At 52.1% G+C, this 14,550-nt stretch carries 24 protein-coding genes; all 24 read left to right on the plus strand.

Annotated features, from left to right (window positions below; all coding sequences use genetic code 11):
• Positions 1-87: 87 nt before the first annotated feature.
• The 24 genes from NT140_12580 to NT140_12695 all read left to right on the plus strand — a co-directional run bounded on the left by NT140_12580 (position 88) and on the right by NT140_12695 (position 14,258).
• The gene (locus NT140_12580; protein MCX5832696.1) at positions 88-498 is read left to right on the plus strand and encodes a hypothetical protein; all 411 of its coding nucleotides are present in this window, start codon (positions 88-90) and stop codon (positions 496-498) included.
• A 54-nt stretch (positions 499-552) separates the two neighbouring features.
• Positions 553-891: a DUF5320 domain-containing protein gene (locus NT140_12585; GenBank protein MCX5832697.1), complete on the plus strand. Its 339-nt coding sequence runs from the start codon at positions 553-555 to the stop codon at positions 889-891.
• Positions 892-989: 98 nt separating this feature from the next.
• Positions 990-1,352: a NifB/NifX family molybdenum-iron cluster-binding protein gene (locus NT140_12590; GenBank protein ID MCX5832698.1), complete on the plus strand. Its 363-nt coding sequence runs from the start codon at positions 990-992 to the stop codon at positions 1,350-1,352.
• Between the two features lie 6 nt (positions 1,353-1,358).
• Positions 1,359-2,243 carry an ATP-binding protein gene (locus NT140_12595; protein MCX5832699.1) on the plus strand — a complete coding sequence of 295 codons (885 nt, stop codon included), beginning with the start codon at positions 1,359-1,361 and terminating at the stop codon, positions 2,241-2,243.
• Positions 2,240-3,115: an ATP-binding protein gene (locus NT140_12600; GenBank protein ID MCX5832700.1), complete on the plus strand. Its 876-nt coding sequence runs from the start codon at positions 2,240-2,242 to the stop codon at positions 3,113-3,115. The genes NT140_12595 and NT140_12600 overlap by 4 nt, the downstream gene beginning before the upstream one ends.
• Positions 3,112-3,612 carry an MOSC domain-containing protein gene (locus NT140_12605; protein MCX5832701.1) on the plus strand — a complete coding sequence of 167 codons (501 nt, stop codon included), beginning with the start codon at positions 3,112-3,114 and terminating at the stop codon, positions 3,610-3,612. Before NT140_12600 ends, NT140_12605 begins: the two co-directional genes overlap by 4 nt.
• Positions 3,599-3,847 carry a zinc ribbon domain-containing protein gene (locus tag NT140_12610; protein ID MCX5832702.1) on the plus strand — a complete coding sequence of 83 codons (249 nt, stop codon included), beginning with the start codon at positions 3,599-3,601 and terminating at the stop codon, positions 3,845-3,847. Before NT140_12605 ends, NT140_12610 begins: the two co-directional genes overlap by 14 nt.
• A gap of 72 nt (positions 3,848-3,919) precedes the next feature.
• Positions 3,920-4,840, plus strand: coding sequence for an Mrp/NBP35 family ATP-binding protein (locus NT140_12615; protein ID MCX5832703.1), 921 nt, complete (start codon positions 3,920-3,922; stop codon positions 4,838-4,840).
• Positions 4,841-4,869: 29 nt separating this feature from the next.
• Entirely contained in the window at positions 4,870-5,244 is a 375-nt protein-coding gene (locus NT140_12620) for a NifB/NifX family molybdenum-iron cluster-binding protein (GenBank protein ID MCX5832704.1), read from the plus strand.
• A 21-nt stretch (positions 5,245-5,265) separates the two neighbouring features.
• Complete coding sequence (locus tag NT140_12625) at positions 5,266-5,547, plus strand: MoaD/ThiS family protein (GenBank protein MCX5832705.1); 282 nt, start codon at positions 5,266-5,268, stop codon at positions 5,545-5,547.
• 96 nt (positions 5,548-5,643) lie between these two features.
• A complete protein-coding gene (gene yqeB / locus NT140_12630; GenBank protein MCX5832706.1) occupies positions 5,644-6,438 on the plus strand; it encodes a selenium-dependent molybdenum cofactor biosynthesis protein YqeB in 795 nt (264 codons plus the stop codon).
• Positions 6,439-6,472: 34 nt separating this feature from the next.
• Positions 6,473-6,868, plus strand: coding sequence for an iron-sulfur cluster assembly scaffold protein (locus NT140_12635; protein MCX5832707.1), 396 nt, complete (start codon positions 6,473-6,475; stop codon positions 6,866-6,868).
• A gap of 51 nt (positions 6,869-6,919) precedes the next feature.
• On the plus strand, positions 6,920-7,450 hold the full coding sequence (locus NT140_12640) for a gamma carbonic anhydrase family protein (protein MCX5832708.1): 531 nt from the start codon (positions 6,920-6,922) through the stop codon (positions 7,448-7,450).
• A gap of 110 nt (positions 7,451-7,560) precedes the next feature.
• Complete coding sequence (locus NT140_12645) at positions 7,561-8,100, plus strand: arginine decarboxylase, pyruvoyl-dependent (GenBank protein MCX5832709.1); 540 nt, start codon at positions 7,561-7,563, stop codon at positions 8,098-8,100.
• Between the two features lie 122 nt (positions 8,101-8,222).
• Positions 8,223-8,426, plus strand: coding sequence for a class I SAM-dependent methyltransferase (locus NT140_12650; GenBank protein MCX5832710.1), 204 nt, complete (start codon positions 8,223-8,225; stop codon positions 8,424-8,426).
• 4 nt (positions 8,427-8,430) lie between these two features.
• Positions 8,431-9,156, plus strand: a complete 726-nt coding sequence (locus NT140_12655) for a DUF364 domain-containing protein (protein ID MCX5832711.1) — start codon at positions 8,431-8,433, stop codon at positions 9,154-9,156.
• 27 nt (positions 9,157-9,183) lie between these two features.
• Positions 9,184-9,600, plus strand: a complete 417-nt coding sequence (locus tag NT140_12660) for an iron-sulfur cluster assembly scaffold protein (protein ID MCX5832712.1) — start codon at positions 9,184-9,186, stop codon at positions 9,598-9,600.
• Positions 9,601-9,612: 12 nt separating this feature from the next.
• A complete protein-coding gene (tsaA, locus tag NT140_12665) occupies positions 9,613-10,101 on the plus strand; it encodes a tRNA (N6-threonylcarbamoyladenosine(37)-N6)-methyltransferase TrmO (GenBank protein MCX5832713.1) in 489 nt (162 codons plus the stop codon).
• Positions 10,102-10,713: 612 nt separating this feature from the next.
• On the plus strand, positions 10,714-12,042 hold the full coding sequence (locus NT140_12670) for a cation diffusion facilitator family transporter (protein MCX5832714.1): 1,329 nt from the start codon (positions 10,714-10,716) through the stop codon (positions 12,040-12,042).
• Between the two features lie 26 nt (positions 12,043-12,068).
• Positions 12,069-12,230, plus strand: a complete 162-nt coding sequence (locus NT140_12675; GenBank protein MCX5832715.1) for a hypothetical protein — start codon at positions 12,069-12,071, stop codon at positions 12,228-12,230.
• A 298-nt stretch (positions 12,231-12,528) separates the two neighbouring features.
• Positions 12,529-12,879 (plus strand): metalloregulator ArsR/SmtB family transcription factor, encoded by a 351-nt coding sequence (locus NT140_12680; GenBank protein ID MCX5832716.1) that lies wholly within the window; start codon positions 12,529-12,531, stop codon positions 12,877-12,879.
• Between the two features lie 31 nt (positions 12,880-12,910).
• Entirely contained in the window at positions 12,911-13,981 is a 1,071-nt protein-coding gene (gene arsB, locus NT140_12685) for an ACR3 family arsenite efflux transporter (protein MCX5832717.1), read from the plus strand.
• 10 nt (positions 13,982-13,991) lie between these two features.
• Positions 13,992-14,114, plus strand: coding sequence for a hypothetical protein (locus NT140_12690; GenBank protein ID MCX5832718.1), 123 nt, complete (start codon positions 13,992-13,994; stop codon positions 14,112-14,114).
• Entirely contained in the window at positions 14,115-14,258 is a 144-nt protein-coding gene (locus NT140_12695) for a hypothetical protein (protein MCX5832719.1), read from the plus strand.
• Positions 14,259-14,550 lie beyond the last annotated feature (292 nt).

Raw genomic sequence — 14,550 nt, forward strand, 5'->3', positions numbered from 1 at the left:
CCGATGCTTTGCCCAATAATAGCCGCTTATACTTTTTGTAAACCGGATAGTAAACAGTTCGCGTGCCAAGCAGCAGGAAGGTGTGTAATGAAGGTCATCATTCCGGTATTTAAAAATCGAGTTGCCCCTGTCTTTGACTGGTGCAGCAATCTTCTTGTGGTTGAGATTCAGTCGGGACAGGAGGCGGAACGCAGTAAAGTTGCCTCTGCCGACACAGATCCGGTACGGCAGGCCGACCAGGTGGTTGAGCTGGGAGCCGACCTGGTCGTCTGCGGCGGGATCGGCGAAATACTGCTGGGTCTGATTGAGGTCAGTAATACCCGCGTTATTACCGGGGTGTCCGGTGATATTGATGATGTGCTGGCGGTCCTGATTGCAGGAGAACTGCCTCACCCACGTTTTATGATGCCTGGCCGTGGCGCGCATCTCGGGCAGCACAGAGTGCGTGGCGGCTTCGGAAGCAATGTTCACAAATACGGACGCGAACAAAGAAAATAGGGGAGTGAAGAAGAAGATGGGAACATTTATAGAAACAGAAATGAGGTGATTATTATGCCAGCAGGAGATGGAACAGGACCGGCAGGGATGGGACCGAGGAGCGGAGGCGGTTTTGGCGCCTGCCCGCCCGGCACAGGAACAACGGCTGGAGCTCCGCTGCGGGGAATTGGCCGCGGCGGCTTACCATGGGGCGGCGGTCGCGGACGATTGGGCGGTGGTGGAGGAACGGGATTTCTAGGTTTTTGCAGAGGTTTTTTCGGAGCCCAACGTATGACACCGCAGGACGAGGGGATTATCCTCGGTAACCGGGTCTCCGCCTTGGAGGGAGAACTGGCGGCAACGCGCGAGCAGCTCTCGTCGCTCAGGAAAGACGCCAGGGGAAAAGCGGAGTAACCATATCCCATAAGACCTTTCGGGAATAAAACTGCCTCCCGGAAGGTCTTTATTATCCCCAGTGGACAAGGGGCAACGCTTTTTTAAGGAGAGGACAAATGAAAATTGCAATCAGCGCGGCGGGAAAAGATTTAGATTCTCAGGTGGATCCACGCTTCGGACGCGCGGCGGGCTTCGTCATATACAACACGGAAAATAAGACGAGTGAATATATTACCAACGCTCAGAATCTTAATGCCGTCCAGGGAGCGGGAATACAGTCGGCCCGGATTATTTCCGGGACGGGAGCGAAGGTTCTCATAACGGGACACTGCGGTCCGAAGGCCTTTACTGCGCTTAAAGCGGCCGGGATAAAAATCTTTCCCGGTGCGGACGGCACCGTGCGGGAAGCCATTATGAAATTGGCGACCGACAATTTGGCGGAAGCCGCGGGCGCGGATGTAGCAGGACACTGGGCATAGTACGTCATGACTGAGGAAACGATCATAGCCATCGCCAGCGGCAAGGGCGGAACGGGTAAAACGACGGTCGCCGTCAATATGGCGGCCGCGCTCAGTCGCGCATCAATCAGCGTCAGATTAATGGACTGCGATGTTGAGGAACCTAACGCCCATATTTTTCTCCAGCCCATCATGACGTCAAGGGAAAGCGCCTTTGTTCCCGTGCCTGTCGTGGACGAAGAAAAGTGCGACGGCTGCGGCAGATGCGGCGAGGCCTGCCGTTTCAGCGCCATCGTTGCCCTGGGAGCTAAGGCGATTACTTTTCCCGCATTGTGCCATAGCTGCGGCGGATGCATTATGGCCTGTCCGAAAAAAGCGATCACCGAAAGCAGTCGCGAGATCGGCCTCATTGAAAAAGGAATGTCCCAGGGAATTGAGTTCATACATGGATATTTGAAAATCGGTGAGGCCATGTCACCGCCGCTGATCCGGGCCGTGAAGAAACAGGCCACCTGTGACGGAGTGACAATTATCGACGCGCCGCCCGGCACTTCCTGTCCGGTGATTCAGGCCATCCGCGGAAGCGATTATGTCATTCTTGTTACCGAGCCGACTCCCTTTGGTTTGCACGATCTTAATCTTGCCGTCGAGACCGTCCGGCAACTCGGGATACCTTGCGGGGTTGTCGTCAACCGCGTCGGTATCGGAGATGCAAGGACGCACGATTACTGCAACCTGCGCGATATTCGCATTATCGGCGAGATACCGGACGACCGGCGCGCGGCAGAAGCTTATTCGCGGGGAGAATTGCTTATCGACGCTCTGCCGCATTTGAAAGAGAAATTTTGGGGAATATTCAGCCGTGCTGCGGATGGTGCGCGTAAAAAGAAAAGGGAGGACGAGCCGCGATGAAGGAACTCGTTGTCATCAGCGGCAAAGGCGGCACCGGCAAGACGAGCATCGTCGCTGCCTTTGCTGCCTTGGCTGAAAGCAAAGTGCTCGCCGATTGCGATGTGGACGCAGCCGACCTGCACCTTGTGCTCGATCCGAAAATCAGACAACGTGAAACGTTCACCGGCGGCAGCGTCGCACGGATAAACATTGAGCAATGTGAACGGTGCGATGTTTGCCGCGAGCTGTGCCGCTTTGATGCGATCGATCGGAACTTCAAAGTTGACGAAATTGCCTGTGAGGGCTGTGGTGTGTGTCATGATGCCTGCCCCTGCGGCGCCGTGGAACTGATGACAAAAACCGCCGGTGAGTGGTACATTTCCGACACCCGGCAGGGTGTGATGGTTCACGCGAAGCTTGGCATTGCGGAAGAAAATTCGGGTAAACTCGTTTCTCTTGTCCGCAGTCAGGCGAGAAGAATCGCCGAGGAAAACGATCTGGAACTGGTTATCATTGATGGTTCACCGGGGATCGGTTGCCCCGTGATCGCATCCATGACGGGCGTTGATCTCGTCCTTGCCGTCACGGAACCCACGCTTTCGGGCATCCATGATCTGGAACGCGTTGCCGGGCTCGGCAAGCATTTTGGAAGCAGAATGGTCGTTTGCGTAAACAAGTGGGATATAAATCCCGAGATGACCGAGCGGATTGTAAACTGGTGCAGCAGTGAAGGGATTGCTGTGGTCGGTAAAGTGTCATTCGATTCTATCGTAACGAAGGCACAGATAGCCGGGGTGAGCGTTATTGAATATTCCTCAGGTAATGCGGCGATGGAAATCAAAAGGATGTGGCGTTGCATAGCGGGGGAAATGGAGCTGAGAAATATCGCATGAGTGAAAAAGTACGGGAAACCCCGTCCCTGAACGGGAAAATCTACGCGGTTTGCGCGGGGAAAAAGCGAAGCGTTCCCAAAGTGCGCGTTAAGGCCGGATTCATCCGGGCGGGACATGGTCTCGAGGGCGACGCGCATGCGGGGCCGAGCCGAAGACAGATCAGTCTCCTGGCGCTGGAAAGAATTAGAGCCGTAAACAGGGAAATGAAACTCGCTGCCAACCCCGGTGATTTTGCCGAGAATATTACGACTCTGGGCATAGACTGGTCGGTGGCAGCGGTCGGCTCGCTGATAACAATCGGAGGTGCCAAGCTCAGGATTGTGGAAAGAGGGAAGCCGGAACACGGTCCGGGCGATTATTCATTTCTCGGCGTTGCCCTCCTGGCGAAGGAGGGTATTTTCGCGGAAGTGTTCGAAAGCGGATACATTGTGGAAGGCGATACAATCGGCGTTCGTTTACCGGACGAAGAATTAGGAGGTCAATATGCCCATCTATGAGTACGAATGCACGAAATGCGGAAAGAGATACGAGCATCTGCACGCGAGTGAGGCGACACGGGATGACGCGCCCGACTGCCCTGAGTGCGGCGGAGCGGAGGCAAAGCGGGTGTTTTCCGTTTTCTCCGTAAACCACTCGCCTTCTTTTGGAGGAGGAAGAACATGCTGTGGATCGGACGACCCGCAGAACGTCGGATGCGGCACCCCCGGCGCCTGTTGCTCAGGCGGCAAATGAATGCGACCGCGGGAGAATGATGAGCGGGATTAGGACGAAGAGATTAATAACAAAGGAAAGTGAGACATCGTGATGACAAAACAAAATAGTGGAAATTGCAGTACTCAGGGTAGCCCCGCCAACCGGGCGCCAAGCCTTGCGACGATAGACGAATTACCGGAGGAAGGGCAACTTCAGGAGAGGATGGCACTTATCAGACATAAAATAATCGTCATGAGCGGCAAGGGCGGTGTAGGGAAAAGTACGGTCGCGGTTAATCTCGCGGTAGCTCTAACCATGGGCGGCAAGCGCGTCGGACTGCTGGATGCGGACATACACGGTCCCAGCGTTCCCAAACTTCTCGGTCTGGAGCGGGCGAAAATCCGTACTTCCGTCGACGCGATGCTTCCGCTTGAATATTCTATTGATGGACGGACCATCTCCGTCATGTCCATTGGTTTTCTCCTGCCGGATACTGATGCTCCTATCATCTGGCGCGGTCCCTTGAAGATGGGGGCTATCAAGCAGTTTCTGGAAGATGTATCCTGGGGCGAGTTGGATTATCTGATCATTGACTCTCCACCCGGCACCGGGGACGAGCCGCTTTCCGTCTGCCAGTTGATCAATGGGCTGGACGGCGCGATCATCGTTACCACGCCGCAGGAGCTGGCGCTTGTGGACGTAAGGAAATCCGTCAACTTCTGCCGTCAGCTCCGACTGCCGGTGCTCGGGGTAATTGAAAATATGAGCGGGCTTGACTGCCCGCATTGCGGCGGACGGATCAATGTGTTTTCATCCGGAGGCGGCGAGAAAATGGCTAACGATATGGGTGTGCCGTTTCTCGGAAGGATTCCCATAGACCCCGAGATCGTGAAGAGCGGCGATGAGGAACGGCCCTACATGTATTTTTATCCCCAGACAGGGACGGCGCAAAAATTTGATGAAATTGTGGAGCGGATCGCGGGGAACGAATCCCCTGTCGTTTCCCGGCCACAGGATAATAACGAAGGCTAACAACTTACACGAGGAAAAGGAGAAAAGTCATGAAGATAGGTTTTGCAGTTCAGGAAAATGAGGGAATGGAGAGCAGGGTTTATGGTCACTTCGGCTCAGCACCGGCGTTTATCATCTTCGATACCGTGGGAAAAGATGTTGTGACGGTAAATAACAAAGATTTAAACCATGTCCACGGCGCCTGTAATCCGGTTATGGCCCTTGATGGTAAGAGCGTGGATGCAATAGTTGTGGGAGGGATAGGAGCGGGGGCGATTGTGAAATTAAACGCTATGGGAATAAAAGTGTACGGGGCTGCAGCTCTGACAGTAAAAGAAAATCTTGCCTTACTAACGGAAGGCGGACTTCAGGAACTTAACAGAGACAATTCCTGCCGGGGTCATGAGGGAGGATGCGGAAATTAAAAACCGCAGGGGGAACATTCAATGAAAGTAAATCTCAAATTCAACGGCATGCCGATCCTTTACAAAACGCTGAACAAAAAAAAGGAGATTGAGATTGAATTTACAGGGAATACCCTGCGGGAACTGATAGCCAGGTTGACTGGAAAATACGGCGTTCCGATGCAGAAGGCCCTCCTGGATAACAATGGCGATGTGGATGTGGAAATCAGGGTGGTCCTGAATTATACAAACTATCTGACCGAAGGTAGGATGGAAATGGCCTTGAATGATGGGGACACCTTGGCTTTTATGGGCGCATCCTGAGGATAGCTTCTTAGGGCAGCCTGTATGGCTGCGATAACAACAATCCACGAAGAACTACTTTAGCGACGTTAAGGAAACCAAAGGGGAAACTCGCATATGAGAGACCTGAAAATAGTGATCAAGGGCGCCGGGGAGATGGCCACGGGTATCGCGTGCCGGCTCTTTATGGCCAATCTGAAATTGCTGGTCATGATGGAAATTCCGCAGCCGATTACTGTGCGCAGAACAGTAGCCTTTTCTGAAGCTGTGTATGAAAGTGAAAAAGAGGTCGAAGGTGTTAAGGCGGAATATGCGGGGAATATTGCTGCTATTTATGATGTCTGGGGCAGGAGCAATATTGCCGTTAGCGTTGATCCTCAATGGAGTTTTGTCAAGGAACTGAGGCCCGATGTGGTTATCGATGCCATCATGGCGAAACGGAATATAGGCACACAAAGGGAGGAAGCCCCTTTGGTGATCGGCGTCGGACCAGGCTTTGCGGCCCCCGGAGATGTCCATGCCGTTGTGGAAAGCAACCGGGGGCACAATCTCGGTAAAGTAATATACAGCGGTTCGGCTGAGCCGCGTACTGGTATCCCCGGTTCCACGATGGGCTACACCAAGGAACGGTTATTGCGTGCGCCCCACGGTGGCCTGGTAAAGCACAGCAAAGACATAGGGGAGGAAGTCAAGAAAGGCGACCTTATTCTCTATGTAGACAAAACCCCAGTGTATGCGTCTATTGACGGGATACTGCGAGGTCTTATCCGTGAGATCGAGGTGACAGCGCAGGAGAAGCTGGGAGATATTGATCCGAGAGGCGTTAAGGAATACTGCTACACCATTACGGACAAGGCGCGCGCTATTGGCGGTGGCGTTCTCGAAGCAATCATGCATTTATCTGAACCATGATGAAAGCTGCCACAAAAGGGAGGCAAGCATTTACATGACTCAATACAGCGACAAAGTTATCGAACATTTTTCTAATCCCCGCAATGCGGGCGTCATTGAGAACGCCGACGGGGTCGGTGAGATCGGCGATCCGGATTGTGGGGATTTTATGAGAGTGTACATTAAGATCGAAAAGCATATTGTCACGGACGTGAAGTACCAGGTAAAGGGTTGCCCGGCGTCTATCGCGTGTGCCAGCGCTATGACGGAAATGGCCATCGGGCAAGATCTTGATGACGTCATGATGATTTCCGATGATGATATCGTTGCTGCCCTGGACGGGTTGCCGGAATTCAAGATTCACTGTTCGGCCCTCGGGGCTTCCGGGCTGCAAAAGGCCGTCATAGACTATTTCGATAAGCGCGTTGTGAGCAGACACAGCGAGGTATGAATCAGAATCACAGCACGCAGGTTAAAGGCTTTCTAAAAATGGAGGTAAACGATGTTCTACAGGTTCGATGGAAAGCAGCCCTCTGTAGGGAACGGTACTTATGTCAGCGAAACCGCAATTGTGATTGGTGACGTAATAATCGGAAATGATTGTTATATTGGGCACGGTGTCATCCTGCGCGGTGATTATGGAACCATCAAGATAGGGAACGAAACGGCGGTTGAGGAAGGGGCGGTAATTCATGCCCCCCCTCAGGACTATTGCTCCATAGGCAATGGGGTAATCATCGGACATGGGGCGATCATCCATGCAAAGCTGATAGGCGATTTTGCCGGGATCGGCATGGGCGCCGTCTTAAGCATCCGCTCTGAGGTCGCCAGTGGAGCTACTGTGGCGGAGGGCACTGTGGTAAAGCAGGAGCAGAAGATACCGGAAGCGGTCGTGTTCGCAGGCAATCCGGCAAAAAAGATCAGGGATGTGTCGCAGCAGGAAAGAGACTTCTGGGATTATGCCAGGAAGCTTTATGCAGACCTGGCACATAAGTATTGTAAACTTGGTATGGAAAAAATAGAGATGACTTAATAGAGTGAAGAGGATCCAATCAGAGTTAATGATTATCGGCGGGGGTGTCTTGACAATTGTCCTATTGACCGGGGGGCATTAGTGAAAAGAGACCAAACAAATTGAGTGTATTGGTTCCACGGATGATATTTTTTACGAAGGGTGTTGGCACTCACAGGGAGGAGCTACATTCTTTTGAGCTGGCATTAAGATCTGCCGGTATTGAAAAATGCAATTTAGTGCAGGTTTCCAGTATCCTGCCGCCGCAATGCAAGGTAATCCCGCGCACTCAGGGTTTGAAATTGTTGCAGCCCGGCGCCATCACCTACTGCGTGCTATGCCGTTGCTGCAGTAATGAACCGAGACGTTTACTGGCAGCCTCGGTCGGATGTGCCATCCCTACGGATAAGAACACCTATGGCTATATAAGCGAGCACCATTCCTTCGGTCAGACGGAGAGGCAGGCGGGAGACTACGCGGAAGACTTAGCCGCGGCCATGTTGGCCTCAACCCTGGGCATTGATTTCAATATTGATGAGAGCTGGGACGAGAAAAAAGAGATATTTAAAATAAGCGGCAAGATTGTAAGTACCAGAAATATAACGCAGTCAAGCATCGTAAGGAACTACGGATATGCAACGGTGATTGCCGTTGCTGTATTTGTATTTTAATTTTTAGGAGCGAATTCAATATGGGTGCAATAAGACAGGCCTATTACAACCTCTTTTCCAGGTTCTATGACCACATTATCCGTTTGCATTCACGGGATCGCCAATGATCTCTCCGAAGGTTCATCACCGACAGAACGAGGGTATCCGAAGGAGACAGGGTATTGGTGGACCTCTGCACCGGAACCGGCGCGGTCGCTGTCGAACTGGCGGAGCGCGTGGGAAAGGGCGGTTTGGTGGTAGCACTCGGTTTTTCTTCCGGAATGCTGGAAAAGGAGATGAGTCCGACGGGACAGTCAAAGCTTGTTTACGGGAAGAAAGGAGAATAGGCCAATGAAAATATTAGAAGACCTCTTTTTAAGCCTTAAGGAGAACGATTACCCAGTCAAAAGGGTTCATACCTGTGTTTTCTGGACTGCCGTCGTCAGTAAGCATTGTGGTCTTTCCTCCACTTTCAGAGATGAAAGTGTTCCCCACGATCACGGTGTGCGGGATGTTGGCAACCTCATCCAAAAGACAGCTTTGGGATTGGCTGAGTATGCCCGATCGGAAAGCCTTCTGGAGGCCTCTATTGGTATGGCAACGATCAATTCACTGATCGATATTGATGAATCCAAATGCGTCGAAAAGAATGCCCTTGATATAGTTTTGGAGAAGGGAAAAGGGAAGAATGTGGCTGTGGTGGGCCATTTCCCCTGGATCCAGAAATTGAAAGGAAAGGTGCAGAATCTCTGGGTTCTCGAACAGAGAATTCGGGAGGGAGATCTGCCGGCAAATGAAGCTTATAGAATTTTGCCGGAATGTGATGTCGTTGGCATCACAGGAACATCCTTCATCAATCATACATTGGAAGGTCTTCTCGCCCTCTGTGAAAGAGCTTTCGTTGTCTTGATCGGTCCTACATCTCCGCTCTCCCCCGTACTTTTTGATCATGGCATCGCTGCTATTTGCGGTGTAAAGGTAACCGATGCGGACAAAGTATTTCGCTCCATCAGCGAAGGCGCCACCTTTAAAGAAATAACCGGAGTGAAACTGCTTACTTTGACCAGGACATTGTGATCTCGAAGACGAGAAAGGAGTGTATGTATGGCTCTTGGTGATACCTCTGACCTGGATAAGATGCTTGATGAGATGCAGTCATCTATTATTGAAGATGCCCGGGAGACGTTCTCAGAAGAGGTTGTGAATCGCTGGCTCAATCCAAGAAACATGGGCAGAATGGAATCCCCAGATGGAGCCGGACGTATAACCGGCCCATGCGGGGATACCATGGAGATATTTCTGAAAATCAAGGAGGATAGAATAATAAATACGATGTTCATGACCGACGGCTGTGGAACCTCAATTGCGGCAGGGAGTATGACCGCGGATCTGGCAACTGGAAAGGATACCGGCCTCGCCATGCAGACCGGTGAAGCACTAAAGCATCTGGACAGACTCTGCCGGAAAGGTGTTGTTACCATCGTGACCACGCCTGATGGCCGATTCTACGAGGCAATTTGAAAGGGTATAGACATGAAAAAGGCTGTGACTTACCGTCCTATCGGCGTTATCCATACCCCCTTCAAGGATATCGCGGGTATGCCCATCCAGCCCACCGGCGCCAGAGGAATCACGGGCAGGGTGATCATGGATGAAGCTTATCGGGAAGGGCTTAAAGATATTGAGGGATTCTCCCATATCTTTCTAATCTATCATCTTCACCTTTGTGATGGATATGCCCTTCAGGTCGAGCCATTCCTGGATGATGCGGTACACGGCATATTTGCCTGCCGATCTCCTAAGCGCCCGAACCCGCTCGGCTTATCGCTTGTGAAACTCATCCGGGTTGAAGGGACGATCCTTCATATCGAAGATGTGGACATGGTCGATGGTACGCCTCTGCTGGACATCAAACCCTATGTCCCCCTGTTCGATGCGGCAATGGACGTCAGGATCGGTTGGTTCACCAACCGAGTGGACGGCGTCTTTGAGGCCCGCTCGGACGAGCGTTTCCGAACATGATTTAATTCTCTGAAAATATGCGACGTTTGCCTGGTATAGGCGGAAAGCATGCAAACGAAAAGGGAGCTGTTTGCAGACATCACCGAAGTGATGCCGCCGAAAACAGCAAAGATAACGAATGCTAACAACAGAAAGGGAAAAGAGAGTGAATGACGCGAAGAGAATCTTGAGGGACGCATGGGATCAGCATGAAGGCCCTATAATACTGAGCACCGGAGGTCAGCAAGGTGTTCCGTGCCATCTATGCAACCTGCGTAAAGATGCTGGACGATGGACGCATCGTTGTGGCGGACAACTATTTCAACAAGACCAGAAGCAACATCAATAACGGTATAACACAAGGATGTATACAGTGGGGGCGACCGTGGCATTTGGTTTCAGAAAGGGAAGATGCTCTGCCGGGATCAACAAGAAGGGCGGGGCAGGGAAAAGACAAGGTATGGGGAGCTATTGCCCTGGAGGTCCTCCCACAAATTGTATCTGTCCCCAGTGTGGCCTTGTCGTTGCCCGTGAGCCCGGCATCCCCTGTTTTCAGAGGAAGTGTCCGCAATGCGGGTCTTTTATGGCCCGTCAATTTCTCAAGATCGAACAAAATGACATTTAGGTTGAGCCGTGGAAAGCACGAATAGTCATATAGCGCTGCTCAAACAGGGGCAAAGAGTCGCCCTGACAGCAACGATTGTTATATTTCTCCTGGCGGTTGCTAAATTTGTCATCGGCCATCTCTTTGACTCCAGAATACTCGTTGCAGATGCCTTTCACAATGGTGTTGACGTCCTCGCTATTTTTGCTTCCTGGTTCGGTCTCTGGCTGGCCTCCCGCAAGGAGAGCGCCAGATTTCCCTATGGGCTGTACAAGGCCGAAACCTTTATTACTCTTCTGATTGGCGTTCTGGTCATATGGGCTGGTTTTGAAAACCTGGTTCAGGGGTACAAAAAGCTTTTTCTCCCGGCTCATCACCATGCATTTCCGGTGCTGCCGGTCCTGGTAAGCGGCGCCTCAGTTTTCGTATCGTATCTTGTCGCAAAGATGGAAAAAGAGACAGGCGCTTTAATCTGTTCCGGCGCTCTTCAGGCTAACGCATCCGAGGCCTTTCTCGACATCGGCACCTCATTGGTCGTTCTCGCAGGCATTCTCTTGGCCTATGCGAGGATTCCCTATATCGAAGGTGCTGTCGTGATGCTCATTGCCCTGCTCATCATCAGGCTCGGGGCGAAAAACATCTGGACTCCGATTCTGATTCTTCTGGATGCAAACCTTGACCCGGAACTGCGGGCCGGGATAGAGAGAAAAATTTCCGCCGTTGACGGCGTCAAGGGTGTGGGGGATGTCAAGATACGTCAGTCCGGACCCTATAAAATGGTAGAATGTAACATTGCTACGAGCCCCTCGTCCTCCGTACACAAGGCGCATGAACTTGCCGACAAAATCGAAAGCCTCATAATGAGGAATTACAGCCAGATCGAGTCCGTCTTTGTCCATGTCGAACCGGTAAGGCTTGATACCCTATCCGTTATTATACCGGTCGAAGAGATGAATGGACTGGATTCAAAGATCCATGGCCACTTCGGCAGAGCGCCATACTTCATCATTCTGAAACTGGACGACAAAGGGGGAGCGGAGATTGAAGATTTTTATCACAATGATTTCCTTGGTGAAAAGGACCGCATACATATCGGGGTCAAGGTCATCAAGGCCGTGATCAAGCATGACCTGGGGCTCGTTTTTACCCCCCAGATTGGGGAAATCTCTTTTTACATGCTGAAAGAGAATTTTATCGATATTTACCGGGCAGAGGCAGGTGCAACAGTGCGCAAGATGATAGCGCGCTATTACAACGGCGAAATAGAGCTGATCACGGTGCCGCATCCGGCGGAGGACTCGGAAATAGAAAGACAAACGCGGATTCCCGATCAGAGCAAGGTGAACACTCCAGTCTGACAGATAGGGAAACAGCAGGAGGAATAATGCATGTACCTGCATCGGTCGTGTTCGCTGGCAATCCGGCAAAAAGAATCCGGGATGTGTCGCAAAAGGAAAGAGACTTCTGGAATTATGCCAGGAAGCTTTATGTGGACCTGGCATATAAGTATTGTAAACTTGGTATGGAAAAAATAGAGATGACTTAACTGGCTCCTCGCTGAACTGTATGGATAATCCGATTCGGAACGCGATATATATCCGCCATCAAAATTATGTTTTCGTCGATACTTACTCCATACCGGGTTGGCCATGGCCTTGATGATTTTTACCCGTGCTTCCGCCTCTAATAAGGTTATCGTGAATTATCACGCTAATCGGTCATCTATTGCTGGTGTTTATGCCAACCGACCAATGTTTTATCAAGCTAAATGGATAAAAAAAGTTTCCTCTTGATAATATTCGTATAGCCGGTTATATGAATATATCACTTTCAGGAGAATAAACATGAAACAAGCAGCGTCGTTTTTCAAAGTCCTTGCCGATGAAGCCCGCTTGAATATGCTCTGGCTCCTCTTGAACCACGGGGAGTTATGTGTCTGCGACTTCATGGCGGTACTCGAAGTGACCCAGTCCAAGGCGTCGCGGCACCTGCGGACTTTGTTCAAGGCCGGCCTGGTAACCGACCGGCGTGCAGGGCTTTGGATCTATTACACGCTCCAGCCAGCCACCGATGGTTTCGCGCAGGCCTTTCTGGAAACACTCAGTGCCGCCTTGGCCCCCCGCCAGGAGGCCGTTGAACTCCTGAAAAAACTTGAAGCATGGCTGGCGCAAAAAACCCCGACAAGCTGTGCTTGATGGGCGCGTAGTTTAACTATAGGAGGCAACCATGACAGGCTCAATCAGTAAGAAACTTTCCTTTCTGGACCGCTACCTGACCCTCTGGATATTTGCCGCCATGGCAGTAGGCGTCGGCGCCGGCTGGCTCATCCCCGGGGTCAAGGACTTCGTCAACTTATTTACCGTCGGGACCACGAACATTCCCATCGCCGCGGGCCTGATCCTGATGATGTATCCACCCTTCGCCAAGGTGAAGTACGAGGAGATGGGGGACGTCTTCCGCAACAAGCGGATATTGGGACTCTCCCTGGTACAGAACTGGGTCGTCGGCCCGATTCTCATGTTTGTCCTGGCCATCGTTTTTCTGCACGACAAGCCGGAATACATGGTCGGGCTGATCATGATCGGGCTGGCGCGCTGCATCGCCATGGTTATCGTCTGGAACGATCTGGCCAAGGGGGATACGGAGTACGCCGCCGGCCTGGTCGCCTTTAACAGCATCTTCCAGGTCATCTTCTTCAGCGTCTATGCCTGGTTCTTCATCAGTGTGCTGCCGCCGCTCTTCGGTCTTAAAGGGGCGGTGGTCGCCATCACCATCGGCCAGATCGCCGAGAGCGTCTTCATCTATCTCGGCATTCCCTTCATCGCCGGGGCGCTGACCAGATTTATCGGCGTCAAGATCATGGGGCGGGAGCGCTACCATGCCTTGGTGGTCCCCAAGATCAGCCCCCTTACCCTGATTGCCCTGCTCTTTACCATTGTCGTCATGTTCAGCCTCAAGGGCGACCTCATCGTCCAGATTCCCTTAGACGTGGTGCGCATCGCCACCCCGCTCTTGATCTACTTCGTGGTGATGTTTCTGATGTCGTTCTGGATGGGCAGGAAGGTCGGGGCCGACTACGGCAAAACCACTACCCTGGCTTTTACGGCTGCCAGCAACAACTTTGAACTCGCCATCGCCGTGGCAGTGGCGGTCTTCGGCCTCAATTCCGGGGCGGCCTTTGCCGCGGTGATCGGTCCCCTGGTGGAAGTGCCGGTCATGATCGGCTTGGTCAACGTTGCCTTCTGGTTCCAGCGACGGTACTTCGCTGACCAAATTCAGACAAGTACAGCCAGATAAGGAGAGAGTTATGTTACCAGGAGATCAGTCCAAAGATTTCTACGATTCGGCACGCTACAACAAGATTCTCGAGCCGAAGACAACCCTCATGCTTCACCTTGCTTCGGCCATGGCACTGAGCTGCTATCCCTGAATGCAGCACTACCTTGGCGTTGCCAGGGATATGGGTATTTCCGAAGAGGAGATCGGCGCAGTCCAGGCTGTCGTCATGGCTGTTTCCGCCGGAAAGGTTAACGCCCAGCTCCGCGAGGTGCAATCAAGAACAACTGAGAGTTGATGTAGCTGCGTGCCCGGCCCCCCCCATTACGTGAGGGAACACCGGGCCAACCGGGCCGGGCCGATAAAAGACCAATTGAGGAGGTAATATGTCACTGTTTGAAATAATAGGATGAACTACCTGAGGCGATTGCGAACCGCCGACAGTTAGCCGGCGCATGCTGAGATTTCCTGACGATACCCAGGTAAGTGTTAATGGTTTGGACGAGACAATGGCCGACCTCTACTCTGAAGGCAGGCAAGCGAATCAGGAGACCGCCGCGGAGATCATTAAAAGGTTGGAAGTCCTGAAC

The sequence above is a fragment of the Deltaproteobacteria bacterium genome, assembly GCA_026388415.1.
Lineage (GTDB): Bacteria > Desulfobacterota > Syntrophia > Syntrophales > JACQWR01 > JAPLJV01.